Origin of the sequence: Nocardia sp. NBC_01388, from assembly GCF_045040085.1 — a bacterium.
GTDB lineage: Bacteria > Actinomycetota > Actinomycetes > Mycobacteriales > Mycobacteriaceae > Nocardia.
On sequence record NZ_CP109553.1, the window covers coordinates 4,957,716 to 4,981,568 of the forward strand.

At 67.5% G+C, this 23,853-nt stretch carries 18 protein-coding genes and 1 pseudogene; 11 read left to right on the plus strand and 8 right to left on the minus strand.

Annotation, left to right across the window (positions count from 1 at the left end):
- From OG716_RS24455 to OG716_RS24465, 3 genes and pseudogenes are all read left to right on the plus strand, one after another.
- Positions 1-1,590 (plus strand): flavin-containing monooxygenase, encoded by a 1,590-nt coding sequence (locus OG716_RS24455; protein WP_405133094.1) that lies wholly within the window; start codon positions 1-3, stop codon positions 1,588-1,590.
- The gene (locus tag OG716_RS24460; protein ID WP_405133095.1) at positions 1,587-2,432 is read left to right on the plus strand and encodes a mycofactocin-coupled SDR family oxidoreductase; all 846 of its coding nucleotides are present in this window, start codon (positions 1,587-1,589) and stop codon (positions 2,430-2,432) included. Before OG716_RS24455 ends, OG716_RS24460 begins: the two co-directional genes overlap by 4 nt.
- 176 nt (positions 2,433-2,608) lie before the next feature.
- Positions 2,609-2,689, plus strand: a pseudogene (locus OG716_RS24465) (hypothetical protein); the annotation flags it as partial.
- A 104-nt stretch (positions 2,690-2,793) separates the two neighbouring features.
- Here the strand turns inward: OG716_RS24465 and OG716_RS24470 are convergent.
- On the minus strand, positions 2,794-3,168 hold the full coding sequence (locus tag OG716_RS24470; protein ID WP_405133096.1) for a cupin domain-containing protein: 375 nt from the start codon (positions 3,166-3,168) through the stop codon (positions 2,794-2,796).
- Between the two features lie 80 nt (positions 3,169-3,248).
- On the opposite strand from OG716_RS24470, the gene OG716_RS24475 reads away from it, so the two are divergent.
- The gene (locus OG716_RS24475) at positions 3,249-3,692 is read left to right on the plus strand and encodes a MarR family winged helix-turn-helix transcriptional regulator (RefSeq protein WP_405133097.1); all 444 of its coding nucleotides are present in this window, start codon (positions 3,249-3,251) and stop codon (positions 3,690-3,692) included.
- 83 nt (positions 3,693-3,775) lie between these two features.
- Positions 3,776-4,453 (plus strand): APA family fibronectin-binding glycoprotein, encoded by a 678-nt coding sequence (locus OG716_RS24480; RefSeq protein WP_405133098.1) that lies wholly within the window; start codon positions 3,776-3,778, stop codon positions 4,451-4,453.
- Position 4,454: 1 nt separating this feature from the next.
- Here OG716_RS24480 and OG716_RS24485 read toward each other — a convergent pair whose 3' ends face one another.
- Entirely contained in the window at positions 4,455-5,315 is an 861-nt protein-coding gene (locus OG716_RS24485; protein WP_405133099.1) for a GNAT family N-acetyltransferase, read from the minus strand.
- 136 nt (positions 5,316-5,451) lie between these two features.
- Between OG716_RS24485 and OG716_RS24490 the strand changes: the two genes are divergently transcribed.
- Positions 5,452-5,769 (plus strand): hypothetical protein, encoded by a 318-nt coding sequence (locus OG716_RS24490; protein ID WP_405133100.1) that lies wholly within the window; start codon positions 5,452-5,454, stop codon positions 5,767-5,769.
- Positions 5,770-5,936: 167 nt separating this feature from the next.
- Positions 5,937-6,914, plus strand: a complete 978-nt coding sequence (locus OG716_RS24495) for a crotonase/enoyl-CoA hydratase family protein (RefSeq protein WP_405139881.1) — start codon at positions 5,937-5,939, stop codon at positions 6,912-6,914.
- 16 nt (positions 6,915-6,930) lie between these two features.
- Here the strand turns inward: OG716_RS24495 and OG716_RS24500 are convergent, their stop codons facing one another.
- Positions 6,931-7,395 (minus strand): MarR family winged helix-turn-helix transcriptional regulator, encoded by a 465-nt coding sequence (locus OG716_RS24500; RefSeq protein WP_405133101.1) that lies wholly within the window; start codon positions 7,393-7,395, stop codon positions 6,931-6,933.
- A gap of 93 nt (positions 7,396-7,488) precedes the next feature.
- Here OG716_RS24500 and OG716_RS24505 point away from each other — a divergent pair, with 93 nt between their 5' ends.
- Entirely contained in the window at positions 7,489-7,821 is a 333-nt protein-coding gene (locus OG716_RS24505; protein ID WP_405133102.1) for a pirin-like C-terminal cupin domain-containing protein, read from the plus strand.
- A 314-nt stretch (positions 7,822-8,135) separates the two neighbouring features.
- Positions 8,136-8,444 carry an excalibur calcium-binding domain-containing protein gene (locus OG716_RS24510; protein WP_327144229.1) on the plus strand — a complete coding sequence of 103 codons (309 nt, stop codon included), beginning with the start codon at positions 8,136-8,138 and terminating at the stop codon, positions 8,442-8,444.
- Positions 8,445-8,563: 119 nt separating this feature from the next.
- Here the strand turns inward: OG716_RS24510 and OG716_RS24515 are convergent, their stop codons facing one another.
- Positions 8,564-8,785: a DUF3618 domain-containing protein gene (locus tag OG716_RS24515; RefSeq protein ID WP_297611557.1), complete on the minus strand. Its 222-nt coding sequence runs from the start codon at positions 8,783-8,785 to the stop codon at positions 8,564-8,566.
- A 158-nt stretch (positions 8,786-8,943) separates the two neighbouring features.
- Here OG716_RS24515 and bcp point away from each other — a divergent pair, with 158 nt between their 5' ends.
- Positions 8,944-9,417 (plus strand): thioredoxin-dependent thiol peroxidase, encoded by a 474-nt coding sequence (gene bcp / locus OG716_RS24520; RefSeq protein WP_355122939.1) that lies wholly within the window; start codon positions 8,944-8,946, stop codon positions 9,415-9,417.
- 102 nt (positions 9,418-9,519) lie between these two features.
- On the opposite strand, the gene OG716_RS24525 is transcribed toward bcp, so the two are convergent.
- Complete coding sequence (locus OG716_RS24525) at positions 9,520-10,818, minus strand: hypothetical protein (RefSeq protein ID WP_405133103.1); 1,299 nt, start codon at positions 10,816-10,818, stop codon at positions 9,520-9,522.
- Between the two features lie 327 nt (positions 10,819-11,145).
- Here OG716_RS24525 and OG716_RS24530 point away from each other — a divergent pair, with 327 nt between their 5' ends.
- Positions 11,146-11,790: a TetR family transcriptional regulator gene (locus OG716_RS24530; RefSeq protein ID WP_405139883.1), complete on the plus strand. Its 645-nt coding sequence runs from the start codon at positions 11,146-11,148 to the stop codon at positions 11,788-11,790.
- A gap of 53 nt (positions 11,791-11,843) precedes the next feature.
- Here the strand turns inward: OG716_RS24530 and OG716_RS24535 are convergent, their stop codons facing one another.
- The 3 genes from OG716_RS24535 to OG716_RS24545 form a co-directional block, all read right to left on the minus strand.
- Positions 11,844-12,266 (minus strand): holo-ACP synthase, encoded by a 423-nt coding sequence (locus OG716_RS24535; protein WP_327144226.1) that lies wholly within the window; start codon positions 12,264-12,266, stop codon positions 11,844-11,846.
- A gap of 65 nt (positions 12,267-12,331) precedes the next feature.
- Complete coding sequence (locus OG716_RS24540; protein WP_405133104.1) at positions 12,332-14,080, minus strand: zinc ribbon domain-containing protein; 1,749 nt, start codon at positions 14,078-14,080, stop codon at positions 12,332-12,334.
- Positions 14,081-14,403: 323 nt separating this feature from the next.
- A complete protein-coding gene (locus OG716_RS24545; RefSeq protein ID WP_405133105.1) occupies positions 14,404-23,727 on the minus strand; it encodes a fatty acid synthase subunit beta domain-containing protein in 9,324 nt (3,107 codons plus the stop codon).
- Positions 23,728-23,853 lie beyond the last annotated feature (126 nt).

A 23,853-nucleotide genomic window follows, 5' to 3' on the forward strand; every position in this document is an offset into this window, starting at 1 on the left:
ATGGCAAGTGACTATTTCGATGTCGCCATCATCGGGGCCGGACCGGGCGGAATAACCGCCGCCCACTATCTGCAACGCGCAGGCCTCACCAATTTCGTCATACTGGAACGCGCTGATGATTTCGGCGGAAGCTGGCGGGACAATTTCTATCCCGGCCTCGCCGTCGATGTGCCGACGCTATTCTACCAGTTCCCGTTCGCCCGAAAACCGGACTGGTCCAGGCTCTTTCCCGAGGGGCCGGAGATCCAGCGCTACAACCGGGATGTCGCGGAGCGCCTCGGCCTCTACGCGCACTTCCGCGGAGGTGCGGCGGTGGAGCGCGAGGTCTGGGATGACCGGAACCAGGTCTGGCTACTGGATATCGCAGGGCGGGAACCGGTTACGGCACGGTTTGTCATCAATGCGATGGGCGGGTATATCAATCCGAAGTCCAGCGATCAGATACCCGGCACCGATGAGTTCACCGGCACCATCCTGCGCCCCAACGCATGGGATCCCGAATACAGTTGCGCCGGAAAGCGAGTGGCGCTGATCGGCACCGGATCGAGCTCGGTGCAGATACTTTCGGCAATCGCGGGCGAGGCCGAGTCGGTCGACGTCTACCAGCGGACACCGGCCTGGATTCTGCCCAAGCCGGATTCCGAGATCTCCGCGCGGATGCAGAGGGTACTGGCGCTGCCCGGTGTTGTCGCGGCGCTCAACGGCGTCGTGCTGGCACTGATGGAGTTGCCGCTGCAGCTCATTTGCAATGTGCTGCCGAAACTTCCGCGCTCGCTGCTCGCGGCGGTCCTGCCGCAGTACGACAAGATCTGGCGGTCGGTGTACCGGCTGCTGCTGCGCCGGGAGGTCGCGAATCCGGTCGACCGCGCGGCGCTGGTCCCCGGCTACGGAATCCTCGCGAAGCGACCGATTCTGAGCAGCACCTTCTTCCCGGCGCTGGCTCTGCCGTCGGTATCGCTGATCACCGATCCGATCGAACGTGTCACCACCGCGGGCATGCGCACCACGGACGGCGTCGAGCGGCCCTACGACCTGATCGTGATGGCCACCGGCTACGAATTGTTCACCGATCCGGAGGCGTACCGCACCGGAAAGATCGTAGGCGCGTCCGGACTTGATCTCGCAGAAGACTACCGGCGCAATGGATTACGCAGCTACGGCGGCAGCGCCCACTCCGGCTTTCCGAACCGGTGGTCCCTGGTCGCTCCGCAGGGTTATGTCGGCGTCGCCTGGCACACCTTCATCGACCTGACCGCACGGCATGCCGTCCGCATCATTTCCGAGGCCACCCGGCGCAAAGCCACCGTGGCGCAGGTGCGGCCCGCGGCCTTCGAGCGCTGGGTGGGCCGAATGCGCCGCAATGAGAAGCTGATTCGCACCTACACCGTCGACTGCAATCCGGGACTCCGAACCTACTTCGTCAACTCGCAGGGTGACGCGGTCTACTACCGCCCCCAAACCATCAGTGGCGCTTGGTGGTTCAGCAGGCGTTCGCCGCTCAGCGACTACGAGTTCACCCGCGGGAGCCGAATCGGCGCTCCCGCATCACAAGATCAATCGGATCGACAAGAAATCGAGGCACGTGCATGACCGTCGCAGCATCCGGCGTTACGCCGCAAGAGAAGACGCTGAGCGGAAAGGTCGCCTATGTGACCGGTGCGGCGCGTGGCCAGGGCCGTTCGCACGTGCTGAATCTGGCACGGGCCGGCGCGGATATCGTCGCCGTCGACGCCTGTACCAATACCGAGTTCAGCGGGTATTCGATGGCCGAGGCGGACGATCTCGCAGAGACCGCGCGGCTGGTCGAGGCCGAGGGCGGCAATATCCTGACCAAGCAGGTCGATGTTCGCGATCTGGAGGGTCAGCAAAGCGCGGTGGCCGAGGCCATTGCCCAGTTCGGACGACTCGACATTGTGGTGGCCAATGCGGGCGTGTGCAGCTGGGGACGGCTCTGGGAGATCTCGGCGGAGCAGTTCGCCGAAACCGTCGATATCAATTTGACGGGCGTCTGGAACACCATCAAGGCGACGGTGCCCGCCATGATCGAGGCCGGAAACGGCGGCTCGATCATGACCATCAGCTCTTCGGCCGGTGTCAAGGCGCCTCCGGGCTGCGGCCATTACGCCGCAAGCAAATTCGGCGTCGTGGGCCTGACGAAGTCGCTCGCGATCGAGCTCGGTGAGTACGGCATCCGGGTGAATGTGCTGCTCCCCTACGGCACCAATACCCCGCTCGGCAATGACACCTCGATGTACAAGATGTTCGAGCAGTACCCGTCCTACGTCTACAGCTACACACCGAACCTGCTCGAGGCAGACGGTCTCGTCGAGCCGGAAGAGATTTCGGATGTGGTGGTGTGGCTCGCGGGCGACGGGTCCCGGGTTGTCACCGGCACCCAGATCCCGGTCGACAAGGGGTTCCTGGCCCGGTGATCACACAGCACAGCGCCCCGGCGCCGGGTGTGGATCGGATCGCCAGGGCGCTGCTGCGCGGTTCCTCTCGCCTACTGAAAGCCGTGCGGCCACAGGTCTTCCGGAACTTCGATGTGGTGATCGACGGCCAGACCCTCGATCCCGGCCCGCAGCGGGCCATGGGATTGTTCAGCCTGATGCCGCGAAAGCCCCTGCCCACACGCATCGTCGTCGCGGGCTGGAGTGCGGGTGGCGATCTGGCGGCGGTGGTGTCCCAGCAGGCCACCGCGGCAGGCCTTCCGCCCGCTTTCCAACTCCTGTTCTGCCCCGGTTCTCCTGGAAGCCATTGGCGCACTTCGCTTCGCGCTCGCCCAGTAGGAGCTCAGTTGACCCAGGGCGGGTTCACGATGGTGCCGTCGGGGAGTTCGCCGGTGAAGCCGACGGCCGCGGTGACCATGACAACGGCGGGGGCCGCGGCCGGATTGTCCAGGCGGATGGTGGATCCGGCGGGGGCGACGGCCGCGTCGCCGGGGGTGAGCGTGGTGCACTCGCCCTGAATGGTGAGGGTGAGGGAGCCTTCGAGAAGGACGAAGGCTTCCTCGCGGTGGATTCGGTGGGCTACACCCTGGATGCCGGGCGCGATTTCCAGGCGCCAGACGCAGAGTTCGGCGCTGCCGGTGGCCGGGCGGACCAGCGGGGTGAAGGTGGAGCCGTGCATCTGGTGGGACTCGATGTCTGCGGTGCGGATTACCGGCATGTTCAACACTTCCTTTAGTCAACTTGCTTGTCTATATGGTCAAGCTTGTTGACTTTCTTGTCAAGTGCCAAGATGCACACATGCCCGCACCCGCCCAGGATTTGCCGATGCTGCTGCTCGCGGCCGCCGCCGAGGTCACCGATGCCATCGATCGCGGGGTGGTCGCGGCCGGGTTCACCGATGTGCGGCCCACGCACGGCTTCGCCTTCGTGCGGATGGTGCCGGACGGGGCGACGGTGGGTGAGATCGCCGAGCATCTGGCGGTGACCAAGCAGGCGGCCAGCCAGTTGGTCGATGAGCTCGTCAAAAGGGGTTATGCCGACCGCAATCCGCATCCGCACGACGCGCGGGCGCGCTTGATCACGCTCACCGAGCGGGGCTGGGCGTGCACCCGCGCCGCCGATGCCGCCGCGGCGCAGTTCACCGAGCACTGGGCGCGGGCGCTGGGACCGGCCGCGGTGGTCGAACTGCGGAATATGCTCGCGCACGTCGTCACGCCAGGCCGGGTCCGCCCGTCGGGCTGATAGCCCGATCGTGATCATCCCGTCCGGCGCGCCGCATCGGCCGCTGTAAATCCTCTGACCAGCACTGTTGTTAGCGTCGCGGAGTGGAACCGAACCAGGTGTGGCCTCCGGAACCCGCCGCCGCGCTACCCGGACCCGACGTCTCCGAGATCTCCGAACCGACCGTATCGCCGCGCATAGCGCGCGGGGTCATCGCGCTCTGTGTCGTCGCCCTGGTCGCGTCGCTGGCAGGCATCGGCTATTCGGCGTTCCTGCAATTACGCCGCTCCCACGCCGAGGCCAACCGCACCGTCAGCCGTGCGGCGGGCCTGAGCTTCGTCACTCCTGACGGGTGGCAGCTGATGCCACAGGAGAGCGACGACGAGCACCTGGTCTTCGGCCAGGTCGCCCTGCAGCGGTCCGGTGGCGGCGACGGCATGATCCTGCTCGGCAAGCTCGACCGATCCCTCTTCGCCGCAGCCGAATCCGATGACACCAGGGCCGCCTGCGCACTCGGCTCCGGTATGGGCGAGTTCTTCTTCCCGGACTCCGGCAAGCGGGTGGACACCGAAACCCTCGACCTGGAAGGCCGTGAGGTCGCTGGCGAGTCATGCTTCTACCGCATCTCCTTCGACACCGCTTCCAGCCCCGAGGCCGAGATCTATTCCGCCGTAGTCCAATCCGGCGACCGGCGCTGGTGGGTCAGCTGGATCGGCGATGCCAAGGCGCCGGTCGACAAAGCCGCCGCCGAGCAGTTGGCCGAATCCATTCGCCCGCTGTAGCTCAGCCGAGTTCGAGCGTGGTGACGCCGAAAACCTTGTCCCGGCAGTGCGATCGGACGGGACCGGTGTACATGCGCGCTGTTTCGAAACTCGGCTTCAGGCCCGCTTCTTCGCACAGGCGGACGGCGGAGCTGTTGCGCAGCGGGGCATCTACGGCCACGGAGGCTCCGCCGGCCTGCGCGGCCAGTGCGGCGAGCAGCTGCCGGGCGGTATCGGCGTCGTCTGCGAACAGGGGTCCGATCCGATGGGAATCCCTTGCGGGACGGACTGTTCCGAAACCCGCCAGGTTCCCGTCTACAATGCGCACCAGCGTCCGATATCCCGGGTTCCCGAGCCAGGTGCGCAGGAATTCGGGGCGATCCGCTGGGAGGCAGGCGGAGTCGTAGTCGTGCACGGCGGCGGCATCGGCGGCGCCCATGACCCGCACGGTTCCGTCCGGCGGCGGAAGATCCGGGATGCCGACGAAACGTGCTGTGTTGTAGGCGAGTTCGAATCCACTGCGGCGGTAGTTGCCCTGCTGATCCGGGACACCGTCGAGGCCGACAGTGCGCCCGCCCGCGTGTGCGAGGCCCGCGTTCCAGGTGGCAATTCCCAGCCCGCGACCGCGCAGGTCCGGTCGCACCAGGTAGAACCCCAGGAATGCGAAGTCATCGCCGTAGTTGACCACCGAGACTGCGGTGGCAGGCTCCCCGCGCACGCGGCCGAGGAAGAAGCCGCCGGGATCCTGTGCGAAAAAGGCCGCGGCATCACGTAGTCCGGGGTTCCAGCCCTCCGCGGCGGCCCATGCGGTGACGGTTGTCCAGTCCTGCGGAGTGGCTCGTTCGATAACGAGCTGGGCGGCGCTGGCGGCGGCATCCGGCATGGGTTTAACGGTAACCGCCGAGGACCCGCGCCGGTGCCGGAAAGCTTCCGGAGAGCCCGGCGAACTACCTGCCGGCCGCCGCCCGGCGCTGCGGTAGGGTCGGCTGGACATAGTGGACTACCTGCGGGGATGCGATATGGCCGACTACGCGCACTCCGATCATGCGAGCCGTAGCCGCGAGGACAAGGCTCGACGATTGGCGGCATTCATCTGGGCTCGCGGCATCAGCGGGCCGGAATTGCTGGCCTTGCCGCCGACGCAGCGGCGCAAGCTGGCCCGGGCCGCCGATACCAATCCGCCCAGCACGGATGAGACGTGGCAGGCGGTGGCGGAACTGCTCGTCGAGAAGGACGGCTGGGCGGCTCGGAATCCGGAGCATCCGGCGGCGCAGCGGGAGCATGCCGACGAGAAGATCCTCTGGGTGAAGCCGCCGATCCGGCCCTGGGGCAGCTGAACTACCCCGCACTACGCCGCCGGGTCTTGACAGCAAGAAATGAACGGGGGTTCACTGCTTGGGTGTCAGCCGAATCCGAACGCCCCGCCACACCCTCCGGCAGCAGCCCCTCCGGACCCTCCGAGCAGCACGCCGGGACCCGCCCCGCCGCCTGGCGTGACGACCTCATCGGCGGCGAAGACTCGCTCTTCACCGGCCGCCCGCAGCCCGAGGGCGAAATCACCGGCCGCACACTGACTTACGAGGTGACCGGCCGCATCGCGCGCATCACCTTCAATCGCCCGAAGCAGGGCAATGCCATCACCTCGGACACCCCGATCGAGCTGGCGGCCGCCGTCGAGCGCGCCGACCTGGATCCCCGAGTGCACGTGATCGTGCTGAGCGGGCGCGGTAAGGGCTTCTGCGGCGGCTACGACCTGTCTATCTTCGCCGAGAATGGTTTCGCGCCCCCAGAGGGCGCTCAACCCACCGAGGGCACCGTGCTCGATCCGGTGGTGCAGGCGCGCAATCACAATCCCTGGGGCACTTGGGATCCGATGGTCGACTACGCCATGATGTCACGCTTCAATCGCGGCTTCGCCAGCCTGCTGTACGCCAATAAGCCGACGGTGGCCAAGGTGCACGGGTTCGCCATCGCGGGCGGCACCGATATCGCGCTGTACGCCGACCAGATCATCTGCGCCGACGACGCCCGCTTCGGCTACCCGCCCACCCGCACCTGGGGCATTCCGGCGGCGGGGATGTGGGCGCACCGGGTCGGTGATCAACGCGCCAAACGACTGCTGTTCACCGGCGACAGCCTCAGCGGCAAACAGGCGCAGGAGTGGGGCCTGGCCATCGAGTCCGCACCCGCCGATCAGCTCGACGAGCGCACCGAGGATCTGCTGCAACGCATTTCGCAGGTCCCGATCAATCAGCTGATCATGGCGAAACTGGCGCTCAACAGCGCACTGCTCAACCAGGGCGTCGCGAACTCCGGCATGATCAGCACCGTATTCGACGGCATCTCCCGCCACACTCGCGAGGGTTACGCCTTCCAATTGCGCGCCGCCACAACCGGTTTCCGCGACGCCGTACGCGAGCGCGACGAGCCCTTCGGCGACTGGAAGCGCGCACAGTTCGACAAGCCCGCGACCGAAAGCTGAGCAGCCGGTACCGCTTTCAGCCGATGCCGGGCACGTCGGTGCGTTCGACTTCGACGACCACCTTGTCGGCCAGTGAGCGCACGGCCTCGGCTTCGGTCTCGGTCAGTTCGTCGATGAAGAGCCGCCGTACCAGCTCCACATGGTTGGGTGCGGCGGTTTCCAGGGCGCGGCGACCGGCATCGGTCAGGCGCACTTCGCGGCCGCGGGCATCGTCGGCCGCCTGGCAGCGGTCGATGAGTCCGCGGGTGGACATGCGCGAGAGGTGCTTCGAGAGCCGGCTCTTGTCCCAGCAGATCTCCGCACCGAGCTCCTTGGCGCGCAATTGCCCGCCGGCGGCCGAAAGCGCCACCAGTACTTCGTAGTCCGACATCGACAGGCCGTCCTGTGCGAGACCGGTCGCCAGTGCCGCGTCCAGCCGCTGCCGCATGCGAATGAACGACTGCCAGGTCGCCTGTTCCTGTTCACTCAGCCAGCGGGTCATGGAATACATAGTATCCCCTCTTGGTTGACATGGACACCAAAGGCGAGCCTGGTCACTTCGAGCACTGTGGCGACCCAGCACCCGAGCTAGGAGGTGTGGCCGCAACAGTTCACCGCCATGGTCTACGCGGTCTCCGGCAGCGGCACGGTCGGCGTGGAGCGCCGCCCCGTCACCGCCGGACAACTGGTGGTGCTCGGCCGTGGTGAATCCCTCACGGTCGCGGCCGACGCACACCAGGACACGCGCACCGGAGATATGGAGGTCCTGCTGCTCGGCGGCCAGCCGATTCGGGAGCTCGTCGTACAGCACGGCCCAGTCGTCATGAACACGCGGCAGGAAATCATCGACGCCATCGAGGATTTCCAGGCGGGGCGCATGGGACATGTTCCGGCGGAACATCTTCGCGGCAGGCGTTTGGGCGAATAGGAGTTCGGCCGGTGTGATCGCGGTGGATCTGCAGGAAACTCTGCGAGTCCTCACAGGATGTACGGCCCGGCGTCACGATACAGTGACTGCCGCAGGACAAATGGGACATGTTCCAGCGGAACACATCCCGTCGGCGGTCCGTCGCATGGCTATTTACCTGGATGAATAGCCATACCGGTTGACAATGCAACGTTCCGCCGGAACTGTAGACGCCGGACCCGTACCGGCCACCTTGCCGCACCACCGCGGCAAGGGTGGCATCCGCGCCGAATCGGGCCGCCACCAACACCTATTGCGCCGACATTGAGGAATACATGAACGTTCGCCGGCTTCTCGTCACCGCCAGCGTCGCGGGACTGACGACTCTTGCAGCCCCCGCCGCCCTCGCCCTCGCCGATGGCCCCGTGCCGACCGGGTCGTCCGGTACCGGTTCCTCGGTCATCGACACCGGCTCGGGCGCGACCGGTTCGGCCAATCTCGCTCAGACCGGTTCCGCGGGCGGCCAGTTCCGCAACTGCGACGAAGCCCGGGCAGCCGGTCGCGCGCCGCTGTTCCGCGGTGAGCCCGGTTACGGTCCGAACCTCGATCCCGACGGCACCGGAATGGCCTGCCCGACAGTCTGATCCGGTCTTGCTGAATATCGAAAACGAAGAAACACCCGGCGCCGCATCGGCACCGGGTGTTTCTTCGTACTGCTCAGCTCAGCGCTGATTACTCGCGTCGCTCGGCTTACTCGCGTCGCTCAGCGGAAGATCTTGACCAGCACCAGCGTCACGATCAGCGCACCCGCGCCGATCAGGCTGTACTTGATCTTCGGCTCATTCACCTTCGCGATCAGCGCATGCTTGGTGTTGTCGGCCAATCGCTGCGGATCGGCCCGCACCGCCAGTTCGTCGAGGGTGCTGGCGAGCCGGCTCCGTGCGGCCTCGATCTCCCGCTCGATCGCCTCGGTATCTCTGGCCACGTCACACTCCTGTCTGCAAGCCGCGCTCAGCGGCACTGTCGTCTCGAGGTCGCTCGCGCGTCGGTCGTCAGGAATCGCTCAGCGCGTCCGGGTACGAGCCGACCTGCTGTGGAGTGTATCGCTCACATCGCGTCGGACCGGTCTACTACGGTGTCGGCATGACCGAGAACCCCCGACTCAGTCCCGGCGATACCGCGCCCGCCTTCACCCTCTCCGATGCGGACGGCAAGGAGGTGTCGCTCGCCGACTACCGCGGCCGCAAGGTGATCGTGTATTTCTACCCGGCCGCGAGCACTCCCGGCTGTACCAAACAGGCCTGCGACTTCCGCGACAGCCTGGCCGAATTGAACGAGGCCGGGCTCGAAGTCCTCGGCATCTCCCCCGACAAGCCCGCCAAACTGGCCAAGTTCCGCGACGCGGAGGGTCTGACCTTCCCGCTGCTCTCGGATCCGGATAAATCCGTACTGCTCGCGTACGGCGCGTTCGGTGAGAAGACCATGTACGGCAAAACCGTCACCGGAGTGATCCGCTCCACCTTCCTGGTGGACGAGAACGGCAAGATCGAGGTGGCCCAGTACAACGTTCGCGCCACCGGACACGTCGCCAAGCTGCGCCGCGACCTGTCGGTATAGCCGCACAACAGGAAGAGTCCCGACCCCCAACCCGGGCCGGGACTCTTCCACCTCGACACAGCCGCACTGCCGAGACCCGGTTCCCCTGACGGGGATCCAGTTCTAGACGCCGCGCGGCAGCATCTGCGCTGCTGCCCACTGCAGCATCATGTTCCAGTGGTTGTCCCACCACTTGCTGAACTCCGGCGTGTCCAGCGCGGGCGGTGCGTTCTCACCCGAGAAGAGGCCGGTATCGGTGAGCGCGGCCGCGTGTGTCGGCGCGGGCAGGATGGAATCCTGATACAGACCCGTCTCCGGCTCCGGCTGTGACTTCACCAGCGGTTTGGACGGACGCCAGTGTCCCGCATCGGGATTCGTCGGACCCCAGTTCATGGCCGCCGGATCGATGGTGATCACATCCGGAGCGGGCGGGGTCTCCGGCACGGTCTGCTCCGAGACCGATGCGCTCACATCGGACGGCGTGGCCGGAGCACCCGGCTGACCGTCCGCGGGATTGCCCGCCGATCCGGTTTCGACACCGGGCTGCGCGACCGGATGCTCACTGCCACTGGTGCGCGCGTCCGCGGAGACCCGGGAATCGGTCAGCATCGGTTCGGGCACCGACTTCGAATTACCGCTGGCCGCATACACTCCGCCCGCGACGAGACCACCCGCGAGCACACTGGCCGCGGCGAAAAGCGCGGCGGTACCCCGGGCGCGGCGAATGCGCTCGGCGGCCTCGCCCGCGTACTCGGCCTCCGGCATGGCGGACAGCGCCGCGCCGATGGCCGGTGCGGCCGCGGCGACGGAGCACGGAATGACGGGTGCGCCGAAACCGGCCTCCAGCGCCGCCTTGACCGCGGGTTCGCCTGCGGCGGAACCGATCAGCACCACCGCGTCCGGCTTCACCCCGGCCGCGTCGAACTGGTCCCAGGCGGCCGTCACGGCGGCCCGCATGGCCTCCTCCGTGGTACCGCCGCCGGTGAGCGACACCGCCGCGAGCACCCGATTGCGCCCGGAATCGATGAGCGAGAAGGCCTGCGAACCCGGCACCACCTCGCAGATGGCGAGATCGTCGAATTCGCCCACCCATGTCATGGCGCGCGCCACGGACAGGTGCGCGGCCTTCGCGGAGACCAGCGACGCCTCCCGCCACGGCCCCGCGGCCAGGCGGGTGACGATGGCCCGGCGCTCGGCGGCATCGCGGTAGGCGACGGCCGCACCCAGAATCTCCCGATCCGGGCCGAGCTTGCCCGCGATCTCCTCCAGCACCAGTTCGACCGCGGCGGCCAGATCGGCCTTCGTCTCACCGGTGATCTTCTCGACGCGTTCCATGACCACGCGTTCTGGCAACTTGTCACCGTCATCGGTGAGTGCCACGGCGCGCACGGTGCCGCGCTCGGTGGCAACGCCGATGGTCACCGCGGAACGAACAACAGCAGGAGCAACCACAGATCAGCCTTCCAACGTCGTCGTGCTTTCAGTGAAATGAACCCGACAGGTCAAACGACCCGGTGGTGAAATCAGCCCTGAGACATGCAGCTGAGAAGCAGCTGCGATGAAGGTTCGTCACCATTCCCGGCGCGGATGGGTAGAAATCCGCCGCGACATAGGGACACACGAACTACCGCAGCGTGTCATCGGAGTGTCGCTACCTCTAGGCTGTTGAACGTGGAAGCACGCACGGGAACCAGGTCGACGCGGCGACCGGACCCTGCGTTGGAGTTGCAGGACGATCCGCAGGAGCTGATGCCGCGCCGCCGGCCGACGCAGGAGCGGAGCAAGCGCAAGTTCGACGCGCTGCTGCAGTCCTCGCGCGAACTGCTCGTCGAGGTCGGCTTCGAATCGTTCACCTGCGAAGAGGTCGCGGCCCGCGCGGAAGTGCCGATCGGCACCCTCTACCAATTCTTCGCCAACAAGTACGTCATCGTCTGCGAGCTCAATCGCCAAGACCTGGTTGCGGTTTCACAGGAGCTGGCCGACTTCCACGGCGAGATCCCGTCCATGGACTGGCTGCGGCATATGAACGCGCTGGTCGATCACCTCGCCGAACTGTGGATGACCGATCCGTCCCGGCGCGAGGTGTGGCTGGCCATGCAGTCGACCCCCTCGACGCGGGCCACCGGCGCGATTCACGAGAAGGAGTTCGCCGAGGCGGTAGCGCAGATGTTGCGCTCGCTCATGCCCCGCACCCCGCGCGGCCGTCGTTCGATGATGGCGCAGGTGCTGGTGCACGTCGTCTATTCGATGCTGAACTTCTCGGTGCAGGACGGCCTCAGCCACGAGGACGCGGTCGCCGAACTCAAGCGACTCATGGTCGCGTATCTGCTGATCGCCGAGAAGGAATCGCGAACGGGCGGGCAGCGCCCGCCGCTCGAGCCCGACAAGTTCTGACCCGCCCCGCCGTCCGGCCCCGGACAAGCCTGCCGTTCGGCTTCGGAAAGCGTTCAGCCCTGGATGAGGTCGGCCAGTTCGCCCGGATCTTCCAGCACCACCATGGCGGCCGCCGTATCGCCGTCGTGCGTCAGCGACAGGTGCACCCGTACCCGGGGCAGGAATTCCGCTGTGAGGCCGTGCAATTTGATGCTGGGGCGCCCCCAGGCGTCATTGACGACCTCGATGAGCGGATACGGATTGTCGCCGATCTGCGGGCTGCGGGCGAAGCGCGAGGAAGCCCACGCCTTGATGACGGCCTCCTTCGCGGCCCACCGGGCGGCGTAACTGCGGGCCGGGTCGGTGCCTTTGCTTTGGCAATAGCGCCGTTCACCGGCGGTGAAGGTCTCCCGGATCATGGTCGATCCGGGGCGTTCCAGCTGTTCGGCGAACTCGGAAATGCATACCAGGTCCAGTCCGATACCAAGGATCGTCACTGTTCGAGACTCCTCGATTCTTTCTCTCGATGCAGTCGATTGGGGGCAACATACCAGCGGAGCGTCTACGTAGATCTCATACTGTCTGCCACTGCGGTCGCAGACCGTACAGATGTACGTGTGTCACGGCTACCGGCAACGCCTTGCGGCGCTACAGGTTTGACCGTGTCCCACATCGACGCTTGTGATGCAGGAACAGACTGATTCGAATTCACCCCCACCCGTTCGGTCATGGCGGGTGAACTACAGCGCACCCTGCGGTGCCGCGGCTGACGCGGTGTCGGGCTTGTTTTATCCCGACACCGCCGCACCGGTGCGTGCTCGGTCACCCGGACCGTCGGCATCTGCCCACGCCGGCGAGTCACATTGGTTTTACCCAGCAACACACGTTTGGCCAAGTTGATACCCGCCATATGATCACGATTACCCCCGACCTCGCAGCGCACGCACCAGGCACTGTGGTAACCGCCCGGGCGCGAGAGCGGTTCGTCGCAGCCCGGACACCACGCGGACGATCCCCTCGCAGGCACGGAAACCACTGCAATGCCAACCCCGGCGGCGGTGTGCGCGAGGGCAACGACAGCTTGGCGGCGGGCGGACTGCGCGGCTCGGTTGTTGTTGACCCGCCCATGTGAACGGGTTTCGAGGGTAGTGAGGTCCTCCACCGCAATGAGTTGCGCGCCCGCCGCGACGGAATAAGCGGTGACTTGGGAGGCGAAGTGGAACGCCAACTCCCGGTTGATTTTCCGCCTTTTGGCACCCACCGCGGTGCGGTGCGCCTCGAGCACCGCGATCTTCGACTCGAGCCTGTCACGGACCTCGGGCGAAGCCGAGAGGGCGAGCTGCCTCAGTCGCGCTGACTTGCGATGCAGCATTTGGCCTTCGGTTTGCAGGCGCGCCAGTTTCACCCCAAGCCCCCGGTCATCGTATGTCCAACCATGGAAGTCCGAGGACAACCCGTTTGGCCCTTCGGCCACGAGGGCTGCGGCACCGAGGGTGGACGGGGACCAATCGACTCCTACCGCGACAGTCCCCGCGACCGGGTCGGCTGCGGGCACCATTTCGGTCCCCGCACACCGCCACAGCACACCCCCACGGTCCAAGACCAGGCTCGGCAGATGCCAATCGGTGACCGGCCGCCCATGCAGGTGCTCCGGGATCGCGGCGGTCAACCGCACCCACCGCCACTGCGCGCGCCCGGCCGGGGCTGGGCAGGTCGGCAACTTCACCGTCAACACCAACTCGCCGCCTGCCACAGTGAGCTGAGCGAGCTGCCGATCAGCAGCGGAAAGTCGGGCCAATGCAGCGATCTGTGGTGGACCCTGCAGGTCGGTGATCCGCAACCACGTTGCTTGCGTACCTTCGCCGCGGCGGGAGCGGGCGGCGAGTTGACGGCACACTCCTCGCGCGAAGCCCGACGGCACACAGACCTCGGAGCCGGTGGCTGGCGCCAACCGGCCTGTGTCCGAGTCGAATCGGGAACAGAGCACGCCGATCGCAGTGTCGCGGTAGGCGAGGGTCCGCAGGGTACTGGTGACCTGTGCAGTCACCACCCGGGTCACCCGTGACGGCACATATATCCCGTCCGGGTAACAGGGCGTCCACCCCAATCGGGCCGCGGCCACATGCCCTTGCGCAGGCAACTTGCGGCCTTGCTGGTCACGACCTGCAGCAAGCACATCGAAGGTCCCCGGCTGCCACAGCCGGGCCACCAGTTCGGCTCCCGCACAGGCGATCAGGTTCAGCAGCCAACCGGTTCGTGTGTCGACCTCGTCGAGCCCGACCGATTCCCCACTCACCTCATCGACCGCCATATATGCGCGAGTGGTGAACGCGAATTGCCGTGCCACCACGCGTTCGGTGACGACGGCGGCGCGAGCCTGTGCATTCGAACGCATATTCGAACATTATCACTACAATTTGTCGATTGGAAGACGAAATCCGTTCCGAAACAATGGTTTTCACACAATCCGAATTGTCCGGACCATTCCAACGCACTTCCCGACCTCACAACGATCAATTGATGGGAGACAGTCATGAGCGCCCAATCAACTGCGGTGGAGCCTACGCATTCACAGGCTCCACCGGTCATGAGTTCAGTGGCGCCGCAGGTGGTGCGGCGCAAACCTGTCGATTGTTACCGGCATGCCGGTCCGGGCGGAACCGCGACATACGTTGCGTCCGTGCCCAGGCGGGCCTGGGCCGAGAGCAGCATGTCGGCTTCCAGCTGACGCGACTTCTTGGCGGGGGTGCCGTCGCCGCCGAGGCGGCGATCGGCCGGGCGCTCGTACAGTGGGGCGCCGCCGCACATGGCCTCGGTCAGGCGCTGACGTCCGTTGAGCTGACGCTCCTCGGCGCGACGCTGGTACTCCTCGCGCTTCTCCGGATCCAGCGCCGCGATGAACGCCTGCGGATGCACGATCGCCACCAGGCCGGAGACGTGCCCGAAGCCGAGCGAGGTGACCAGACCGGCCTTGAGCGGGAAGCGCTCGCCCAGATCCATGGCCTCGCGGACCCACACCAGGTGCGGGTACGCCTGCATCTTCTCGTCCACGCAGTCGAGGCTGCGGTTGGGCGGGATGACGCCCTGCTCGAGCACCTGGCACAGGCCGATCATCTGGAAGGCCGCCGCGCCGCCCTTCGCATGACCGGTGAGGGTCTTCTGCGAAATCACGAACAGCGGTGCGCCTTCCGAGCGGCCGATGGCATTCGCCAGCCGCTCGTGCAGCTCGGACTCGTTGGGATCGTTTGCGGCCGTGGAGGTGTCGTGCTTGGAGATCACCGCGACCTCGTCCGCCGCCACACCCAGCTTGCGAAGTTCCTTGGCCAGCTTGGACTCCGCGCCGCCGCGACCCGCACCGAGCGCACCCAGGCCGGGGGCCGGGATGGAGGTGTGCACGCCGTCCGCGAAGGACTGGGCGTACGCGACCACACCGAGCACCGGCAGGCCCATTTCCAGCGCGACGCTGCCGCGAGCCAGCAGAACCGTTCCGCCGCCCATGGATTCGACGAAGCCGCCGCGGCGGCGATCGTTGGCCCGGGAGAAGTAGCGGTCGCTGATGCCCTTGGCGGACATGACCGCCGAATCGGCGGTGGCGGACATATCACCGAAGCCGACAATGCCTTCGATGCCGAGATCGTCGTAACCGCCGGCGACGACCAGATCGGCCTTGCCGAGCTTGATCTTGTCCACGCCCTCCTCGACGGAGACCGCGGCGGTGGCGCAGGCGGCGACCGGGTGGATCATGCCGCCGTAGCTGCCCACGTAGCTCTGAACCACGTGCGCCAGAGCGACGTTCGGCAGCGCCTCCTGCAGGATGTCGTTGGCCCGCGACTCACCGAGCAGGTTGTCGATGTACAGCGACCGCATGGACGACATGCCGCCCATACCGGTGCCCTGGGTGTTCGCCACCAGCGACGGGTGCACCCACTGCATGAGCTCGGCCGGGCTGAAACCCGAGCCGAGGAACGCGTCCACGGTGCAGACGATGTTCCACAGCGCGACCCGGTCGACCGAACCGGCCATATCGGCGGAGATGCCGAACCGGGTGGGGTCCCAGCCGGTGGGGATCTGCCCGCCGACCACACGGGACAGCTTCGCCTTGCGCGGCACCCGAATTTCGGTGCCCGCCTTGCGTGTCACCTGCCAGTCGCCGGTGCCCTCGACCGGCGTGATGACGGTCTGCTCCGGGTTGGCGGCGTGGAAACTGCGGGCCTCGGCCTCACTGTTCACCACGAAGGACAGATCCTTGTCCAGGAAGACCGAGGTGAGCAGTGGTGCGGTGTTGTCGACCATGGCGCCGTCGTCGGCGTACCGGCGGACGCCGCAGCGCTCGACCACGGTGTCGTGGTAGCGCTCGGCCAGCTCGGATTCCTCGACGTAGTCACCGGATTCAGTGTCGTACCAGCCGGCCTTGGGCTCGTTCTCCCAGGTGACCAGGCCCGTGGTCCAGGCCAGCTCCAGCACGCCCGCGGCGGAGAGCTGGTCGGAGACCTCCATCTCGAAGCGGGTGCGCGCCGAGCCGTAGGGTCCGAGCTCACCGGCGCCGACGATGACGACCATATCGTCGAGATCGGCTGTCACCGAACCCCATTCGGGGATCGGCAGCTTGGAGCTCAGCGTCGGCGGGGCCGGAAGCGCCGCGATGGTGACGGGGCCTTCCTCGATATCCTCTTCCGCCGCAGCGGCTTCCATGCTCTCCCTGGCCAGCGCGGACAGGTCCAGCTTGGCGCGCGCCAGGCCACCGGTCAGATCGATCTGCTGCGGGCCGCCGGCGGTGACGACGCGAGCCCGCGACGTGCACCACTTGAGCAGCTCATCGGCCATCTGCTCGGTGGACCAGGTGTGCACCCCGGCCTTCTCGACAGCGGCGACCAGCGGATCGTTATGGCCCATGAGCCCGGTGCCGCGCACCCAGCCGATGAGCGCGTGCACCAGGGTGACCCGGTCTGCCCAGGACTTCTCGGCGCGCCACTTGGCGACCACGGCGTCGAGGGCGGCCTTGGACTCGCCGTACGCGCCGTCACCGCCGAAGAGGCCGCGGTTGGGCGAACCCGGCAGCACCACATGCAGTTTCGCGTCGACATTGTGATCCGCGCCCAGCTGGGACAGACCGCCGATGAGGCGTTCCACCGACCACAGCAGGACCCGCATCTCCATTTCGGCGCGGGCGCCGGCATCGGCGAGGTCACCGGCCACTCGCGGGGCGGCGAACGGCAGCAGCAGCGTCGGAGTCATCGCCTCCTTGAGGAGAATCTTCGCGCCACCGGCATTGTCGACCTGCTCGTTGCCGACCCAGTCCATCAGGGCGTCGATATCGGTGTAGGAGGCCATATTCGCCGGGACCACCCACAGGGCGGCGCCGTTGCGGGCGTTCTCGCGGTAGAGCTTCTTGTAGAAGCCGATCCGGCTGTCGTCCAGCTTGGAGGTGGTGACGATGACCGTCGCGCCACCGCCCAGCAGGCGTCCGGCGGCGGCCGCCGCGATGGAACCCTTGCTGGCACCGGTGATCACGGCGATATCGTCGGACCAGACGCCCGGGTCCTCACTCGTCAGCGCGGCCTCGGCGATGCGGCCGTACACACCGGCCAGTACCGAGCGAGCTTCGCTCTTGGCACGATCGCGCCACCAATTCGCCTGCACGGCAACGGCTTCCCCGGCACCGGCGAAACCGGTGACGGCGAGCTCGGCGGCGTGCGTATCGTCGCCCAGCCACAGCCGGGCCAGATCCTCACGCGCACTTGCCCACCGGTCGTCGATGAGCAGCGCCTTGCGGGCGTCGAAGGCGGGCGCGACCAGACGCGGCCAGTCCGTGCCCAGCTCCGCGGAGACCAGATCGACGAGGGTGTCGTCGGAGGCTTCCGGCGCGGACAGCTGCTCGGCCAGGCCGAGCTGTTCGAGCACCACGCGGGCGGCGGTGGCGAGCACGCCGTCGCGGCCGGTGATCTGCTCGGTGAACTCGCCCAGGGCGGCGGCGTCGACGGTCGCTCCCCCGCCGCCGCCGGCGGACGGCATGGAGACCGCGATGCCACGGCGTGCGGCCACGGCCTGCACGGCGGTATCGATGGCATTGTCCACGGCGGCAGCGTCATTCAGGCCGCCGGTGACGAGTCCGCCCATATCCCCGCCGCGCACGCTGGCGCCTTCGCGGGTGCCGAGCGAAACCTCGGCGGTGACATGGCTGGCCCACCCGTCGCCGAGCTCCCAGACCTTCTTGACGCGCTCGGCGATCGCGGCGGGCCGCTTACCGGACGGGCCGAAGACCTTGCGCAGGTGATCGCCGATGGCATCGGACAGCACCGAGCCGAACGGCTTGTAGGTGCGGGCCAGGCGGTCGACGGTATTGGCCAGTGCGCCCATATCGGCATCGGCCGCACCGTCGATGGCGCCGAGCGACAGCTCCGCGCCGAGGTCGACGAGCAGCTGATTACGCCGTGAGGAGACGCCGTCGCACAGGCCCTCGATGGTGTCCACCGGGCCGATCTGGTCCAGGCGCAGCTTGGTCCACAGCGCGATGAGCACGCGGGTGGCGTCGGCGGCGACGAACGCGATGTCGTCGGGGCGCGGGCCACCCGTGGAGACCGGGGCGGCTGCGGGTGCGGCGGCAGCCGGAGCGCTTGCGGCAGCGGCGGTTTCGACCGGAGTGTCCTCCGGCTCGTCCACATGTGCCGGATCGGTGTCGGTGGCGTAGACGATCGCGGCTTCACGCTCGATATTGAGCACCTCGACCGTGGCGTTCGAGAAGGCCGGCAGCTTCAGCGTATTGGAGGCCAGGTTGGCGACGGTCGGCGTGGCGGCCAGGCCGACCTCGACGAACCGCTCCACACCCAGGCCACCGTGCTCGGCATCGGTGAACAGCAGATCCTGGGTCTCGATCCAGCGCACCGGGCTGGCGAACTGCCAGGCCAGCAGCTCCACGAGCACCACGCGGCACAGCTCGACCGGCTTGGCGGCCCACTCGTCCCAGTCCGCCAGCACCTCGGCGAGCGGCTCGGACGGCACGTAATCGGCGATCTCCTGGATGAATTCGCGCTCCAGGTTGAACGGCCGCGGCACCAGGTTCGGAATGTAGCGTCCGACAAGGAGTTCCGGGTGCAGGTCGGCGGGCAGCAGGCCCTCCAGCTTGATCCGGAACTCCGGCACACCGGCGCGCAGCACGGTGGAGTGGAACGGCACATCGATGCCCGGGATGACGACGAACGCGCGCTTGCCACCGGTTTCCGCACGCAGCCGCTCGATTTCGACCTCGAGGGCGTCGAGTCCGGCGACGGTGCCCGCAATGGCGTACTGCGAACCGCGCAGGTTGAGGTTCACCACCTCCAGGAACTCACCGGAGGCCTCGCCGATGCGGTTCACGAAGTCGACGACCTCGTGATCGGCCACGCCGATCTGCGACGGGCGGATGGCGGCCAGGCGATAGTCGCTGAGCCCCTGCGCATTACGCGGGACCAGCTCGTGCATGGCGGAACCGCGCTGGAACACCACCTCGAGGACGGCGTGCAGCGGCAGCACTCCGGCGACGGCCGAGAGCGCGTTGTACTCACCGACCGAGTGCCCGACCATCATCGCGCCCTCGATGAAGGCGCCCGCCTCGCGCAGCTCCGCGACCTGCGCGACGCCGAGGGTGGCCATGGCGACCTGGGTGAACTGGGTCAGATGCAGCACGCCCTGCGGGTGCCGGTATTCGACGCCGCGGGCCTTGAGGTAGGTCGGATTGTCGCGCACCACAGCGAGAATCGAGAAGCCGAGGGCCTCGCGGGTGTGCTTGTCGGCGGCATCCCAGATCTCCTTGGCGGCCTTGGAGCGAGTGCGCGCGTCCAGACCCATGCCCTTGGTCTGGATTCCCTGCCCGGGGAAGGCGTACACGGTCTTCGGCGCGGCGACCTTACCGGTGGCGGTCATGACCAGATCGCCCTCGATGCGGCAGGAGACCTCGATGATCTCGCTGCCCTGATCCACGGCGATCCGCTCCACGCGCACATCGATCTGGGCGCCGGGGCGCACCATGCCGAGGAAGCGGGTGGTCCAGGAGGTGAGGGTGCGCGGCGGCACCTTATCGCTGAGGTCGATGGCCGACACCGCGTGCTGCGCAGCGGCCGAGAGCCACATGCCGTGCACGATCGGACTGCCGAGTCCGGCCAGCTTGGCGGCGGCCTCGCTGGTGTGGATCGGGTTGTGATCGCCGGAGACCTGCGCGAAGGCGGCCATGGCGCGCGGTGCGGTGAGGGTGACATCGCGACGACGGCGACGCGGGGTGTCGCTCGCCTGGTCGGACAGCACGCCGCCGGCGCGCGGCGGATCGGTCAGTTCGTTGCCGCCGATGCGACCGCGAATGGCGAAACGCTCGGTCAGGGTGGCGACAGTCGGCATGGACAGGCCGGTCTCCGGCTTGTCGAGCATGCCGGAAATGCGCACGCGCACCTCGACGACGCGGCCCATATCGGTGTCGACGGTCTCGCCGGCCTCGGCCCGCACCGCGAGCACGCTTGCGGCGGAAGGCAACTGGCCGTTGAGCTGAATCCGGTGATCCAGGTGGACGAGATCGAGCATGCCCTCGATGACGCTCTTGTCATCGGCGGTGCGGGTCGCGCCGAGCACCGCGAAGACGGCGGGCCAGCAGGCGCCCACGAGCACATCGGGAACGGTGCGGCCGAGGGTGCTGAGGTTCTCCGGCATACCGGAGCCGGTGACACCGGCGTGATCGGCGATCAGGTCCGGGCTCCATGCCACATTGAAATGCGCGACCTTGGTGCCGTCGACGGTCTTCACCTCGGGCAGCGCCTGACCGGCGGCGACGGCCAGCAGCGCCGACATGGCGGTCTGGGCATCGTCCTCGGTAATGACCGGTGCGCCACCGTTGTACACGGTGGCCGGAACGGAAATGCGGATCCGCACGGCATCGCGGCCGAGCAGCGGAACCGTCAATTCCACATAGGCGCTGTCGGATTCGGGTCCGTCGGCGGGACGCAGCGTGGCGCCGGTCGGCGCATGGCTCGCACCCTGCTCGTCGACGGCCCACTCGTGCAGATCGCCGAGGCGGTGGATCGGGTTGACGGTGGTGCGGCCGGACCACTGCACATCCGGTGCGGCGAGCACGATGTCGATGGCGCCGGCGGTGACATCGGCGCGGCGCCGGCCGTCGACGGCGGCCGGGACAACGCCCCCGCGCACCAGGGAGTACGCGGTGTCCTGCTCGAAACGGTCGAGCAGTTCACCGACCGGCTCGTCCACGCGGGTGATACCGGCGACGGCGACGGTGCCCGGAATGACACAGACCTGATCGGCGGTGTAGCGCGGATCATGCGCCTGCCACAGCGAATCCGAGCGCCACCACCGGCGCACATCGCCGTCCACGACGGGCACGAAGTTGACCGGCTTGCCGGGGGTCTTGCAGAGCGAGATGAAGAACGGGACGTCGGCCGGGTGCAGCACGGTCGCGGCGGCGGCCGGGTACTGCTCCTTCAGCGTGCAGATGGCCTTGACCGGGGTCTCGAAGTCGGCGTCGTCGGCGAAGAGGGTTTCGATCTCGCCGCGATCGGCCGGATTGAGGCGAGATTCGGTGCGGCGCACCATCTCCGCGAAACGGCTGCGCCAGGTGATGTCCAGCCAGACCGAGGCGGTGGCATCGGCAATGGCGGAGGCGAAGTCGCCACCGCAGTCGAAATCCTTGCGGCGATCCAGGCCGACGGCCAGCTCGACGTAGCGCTCCAGCCACTCCAGGTAGGTCATGGTGGCGATATCGCCGAAGTACGGCTTGGCGGTGCCGTCGAGGGCCTCGATGATCTCGGCGCGACGCTCGGCGACCGCATCGGCATTGCCGGCGACCTCGTCGAGCAGGCGGCCGGTACGCGAGGCCGCATTGTCGATCTCGTGGATGTCCGCGCCCAATTGGCTACGGCCGGAAGCCATTCCGCCGGTGGCGGTGCCCGCGGCGACCCAGTCCGGGGTGCCGGGGGTGTCGACGAGCAGCTGCTTGACCTCGGGGGTGGTGGTGGCCTCGAGGGTCGCCATGGCGGCGGTGCCGACCAGCACGCCGTCCAGCGGCATGACGGGGTAGCCGTAGACCTGCGACCAAGTGCCGGTGAGGTATTCGGTGGCACGCTCGGGGGTGCCGATGCCACCGCCGACGCAGACGACCACATTCGCGCGGGTGCGCAGCGCCGCGTACGTCTCGAGCAGCAGGTCGTCGAGGTCTTCCCAGGAGTGGTGGCCACCGGCGCGGCCGCCCTCGATATGCATGATGACCGCGTAATCCGGTGCGGCATCCGCGATTCGGAGCACGGCGCGGATCTGAGCGACGGTGCCGGGCTTGAAGGCGACATGGGTGATGCCGACCTCGGTCAGCTCCTCGATGAGGGCGACGGCCTCGTCCAGCTCCGGAATACCGGCGGTGACGATGACGCCGTCGAACGGGGCGCCGGCGGTACGGGCCTTCTGCACCAGGCGCTTACCGCCCAGCTGCAGCTTCCACAGGTACGGATCCAGGAACAGCGAGTTGAACTGCACGGTGCGCCCCGGCTGCAGCAGCGTCTCGAGCTCATGCACGCGGTCGGCGAAGATCTGCTCGGTGACCTGACCGCCACCGGCCAGCTCGGCCCAGTGGCCCGCATTGGCCGCGGCCGCAACGATTTTCGCGTCGACGGTGGTGGGGGTCATACCGGCGAGCAGGATCGGCGAGCGACCGGTGAGCTTGGTGAACGCGGTCTCGACCACAATGCGGCCGTTGGGCAGGCGCACCGGCTTGGGTGCGAACTCCGCCCAGGCCGGGGCGACCTCGGGGGCCGCGCCGGGGGTGAACAGGCTGCGCTGGCCCGGACGGGTGGAGGCGGCCAGGACGCCGACGCCGGTGCCCTTCAGCGAGCCGGAGGTGAGGCGGGTGAGCAGGTCACCGGGGCCCAGATCCAGAATCCACTGCGCGCCAACAGAAACGGTGTGGTCGACAATGGCGACCCAGTCGATCGGATCGACCAGTACTTCTTGCGTGAGGGCCGCAGCCAGCTCGGCGTCCAGTCCACACTGCCCGGCCCAGCCGCGCACCATTTCCACGGTGTCGGCGAGCGCCGGGTGGTGGAAGGCGACCTCGACCGGAATGTCCTCGAATACGGGCGCGAAGATCGAGCCGCCACGCTTCTTGGCGTCGCGCTCCTTCGACTGCTCCTCGTGGATCTCCGCGCTGCGCTGCCGTACTCGATCCAGCTGCGCCACCGGGCCGCTGAGCACCGCGCGCCGGCGGCCGTTGCGAATGGAGAGCACCGCGGCCTTGTCGGCGTCCACGCCGCGCGAGACCTCGTCGACCACAGCCTGCAACTGCTCGGGATCGACATTCGAGACCGCGACCATGGGCGAGCGCTCACCGAGCGGCATCAGCCCGCGACGACGCGCCACCAGTCCGGCTGCGGCGCCGATCAACTGGGCGATGGCCAGCAACTCGGCATCGCGCTGCCCGTGGGCTTCGGCGGCCGTGGCGGCAATGCGCCCCTGTGAATGTCCGACGACGGCGGCCGGAGCGTGCTCGACGATATCCAGGCCCTGTAGGCGCAGCGCCCGCAGCGCGGCCACCTGAGTGAGGAACACACCCGGCATGGAGACCGCGGCGGAACGCAACACCTGCGCGGAGGGCGCCGCCGACACCTCCCCCTCTTCCGAGTCGGCGAGTTCTTCCTCGAGCATCCAGCCGATGGGGTCGAAACCGACCGGGCGCACCACGAGCAGCTGCGCGGCAACCGGCGCCAGCTGCTCCGCGGCCTCGTTGACCAGCGCGGTCAGTTCGGGCTCGAGCGCACTGTCCCGGCCGATCTCCTCGAGCTCGGTGAGCCACTGGGCACCCTGTCCGCCGAACGCCAGCGCATAGGGCGCACCCCCCAGCAACCGGTCCAGCAGCGACGACCTGACTCCACTATCCCGGCTCTTCTTCGCCAGCTCGGCCTTCGACCCGGTTCCGGTGCTCTCGTTGATCGTCAAGACTTCGACTTCCTTCTCCTGGCGTCCCCGTCCCCACAGGACTGGGCCGCGCTCACGGTGCGCAGGTGTTCCTCCGGCCAACTGGCCCTGGTAAATGGCGAGGATTCCACAAAATCATGAGGATCT